This is a genomic window from Bacteroides sp. AM41-16 (assembly GCF_003603495.1).
GTDB classification, from domain to species: domain Bacteria; phylum Bacteroidota; class Bacteroidia; order Bacteroidales; family Bacteroidaceae; genus Bacteroides; species Bacteroides uniformis.
This window is the reverse complement of record NZ_QTNE01000052.1, coordinates 1-1,382: the sequence shown is the minus strand read 5'-3', so window position 1 is coordinate 1,382 and position 1,382 is coordinate 1. Positions and strand designations below refer to the sequence as shown.

Annotated in this window: 1 protein-coding gene; it reads right to left on the bottom strand. The window is 41.9% G+C overall.

The genetic code is table 11. From position 1 onward, the window contains the following. Nucleotides 1–29: 29 nt before the first annotated feature. A complete protein-coding gene (locus tag DW896_RS21315) occupies nucleotides 30–1,139 on the bottom strand; it encodes a transposase (RefSeq protein ID WP_237474194.1) in 1,110 nt (369 codons plus the stop codon). Between the last annotated feature and the right edge of the window lie 243 nt (nucleotides 1,140–1,382).

Sequence of the window (1,382 nt, the reverse complement as noted above, 5' to 3'; positions counted from 1 at the left end):
CAATAGTTCGTTAAAATTTGAGATAATGGCTAAGCAGCTTTACGTTGCCAGCCAAAGAGTTCTTTGATAGTATGACTAATTAACTTTCGGTTCGGTATTCTCCGACACTTGTTGAAAATTAATTTAGCGATGTATGTGCTTGCCATAATCTCCTTGAAAGAAGCCATGGAATACGGCAATTCATTTTCCTTCATCATCACTTTCGCAACATTCTGTGATGCGAATGATGCATTATAGGAAAAGTCCAACTGGTTCTTGTGTCTTGCTTGGCAATGCGTAAGACCAGTATATTGCTTTGCATCGCGAAAACAAAACTCTATTTGGAATCTTGAGCGGTATGTGCGCAACACTTCCTCACCCGACATGGATGTCTTTGTTGAGAAGAAAAGCTTGTGTTTTCCGTTCGGCATAACCCAAATGACAAGGCGCACTTTCTGCTTCAATGCCTTTGAATAGGCTATGAGTGTGTAGGCTGTGCCTTCAAGTCCTTCAATATGCAACTCTGCCATACGTGTGAGGTCAAGTTTCTTGTAGTTGATTTTTCCGTCAAGTGTCTTGGGACGTCCAGGCTTATTGGAACGAGGTCCCGTATACACATAATATAGGCTCGCAGTATCCCTGAAGCGGCTGACAAGATGGAAACCGCACTCTTTGATTCCGTCCACAAACGGACGGATAGAGAAGAAAGCGTCAGCGACAACAATATCGGTGACCTTCAACAAATCCTTCTTATAACGCTTGATGACCGCTATGTAATGTTGCACGAGAGTCATGTTACGCATTTTCAATTCTCCAGTAGATGGAGTCTGATGGGCGCGCAGCATCATGCAACTGTTGGCATGGACATCGACAAGTGCAAGCCCCATGATTTCAAGCCCATGCTTCATGGAACTTGCACAACCGGACCAGAAAGTACCGATATGCGGAGTCTTCTTACCCGACTTGCTGATGTAGCTCGGATCGATGGCTATAGCCAATAGACCATCCATATTCAAGTAACGTCGGCATAGGGCAAGGTTGAACTTCACCCAGTCTATGCATTTAGCACGACCACGGTTGAAGTTCGTTCTGTAGGTCTGCTCACAATGGGTGCCGTAACGCTCCATTTGAGTGAAATTTATCTTTCTTTGTATCGTCATGTACAATAAAAGTATTTCCAAGAGTAGACTCTCGAAAGTTTTGCTTAACTTTGCAGATGAACTTTTGATAGCATCTCTGCATATTTCCGTATATTGGTTGAGTGGTTCTGATGTCATATAACTTTGAGCTTAGAGAACTATAAAGTTACTGATAATCAGCCACTTAACCAAATTTTATTAGTTATATTACGTTAATTAACTCTCTCATTTTCAATCGATTACATAAGAATTAACAGAGTATTG

Bases quoted from the DNA above. Each gene is read 5' to 3' on its own strand.
- DW896_RS21315 (WP_237474194.1), bottom strand. From the start codon at position 1,139: ATGACGATACAAAGAAAGATAAATTTCACTCAAATGGAGCGTTACGGC.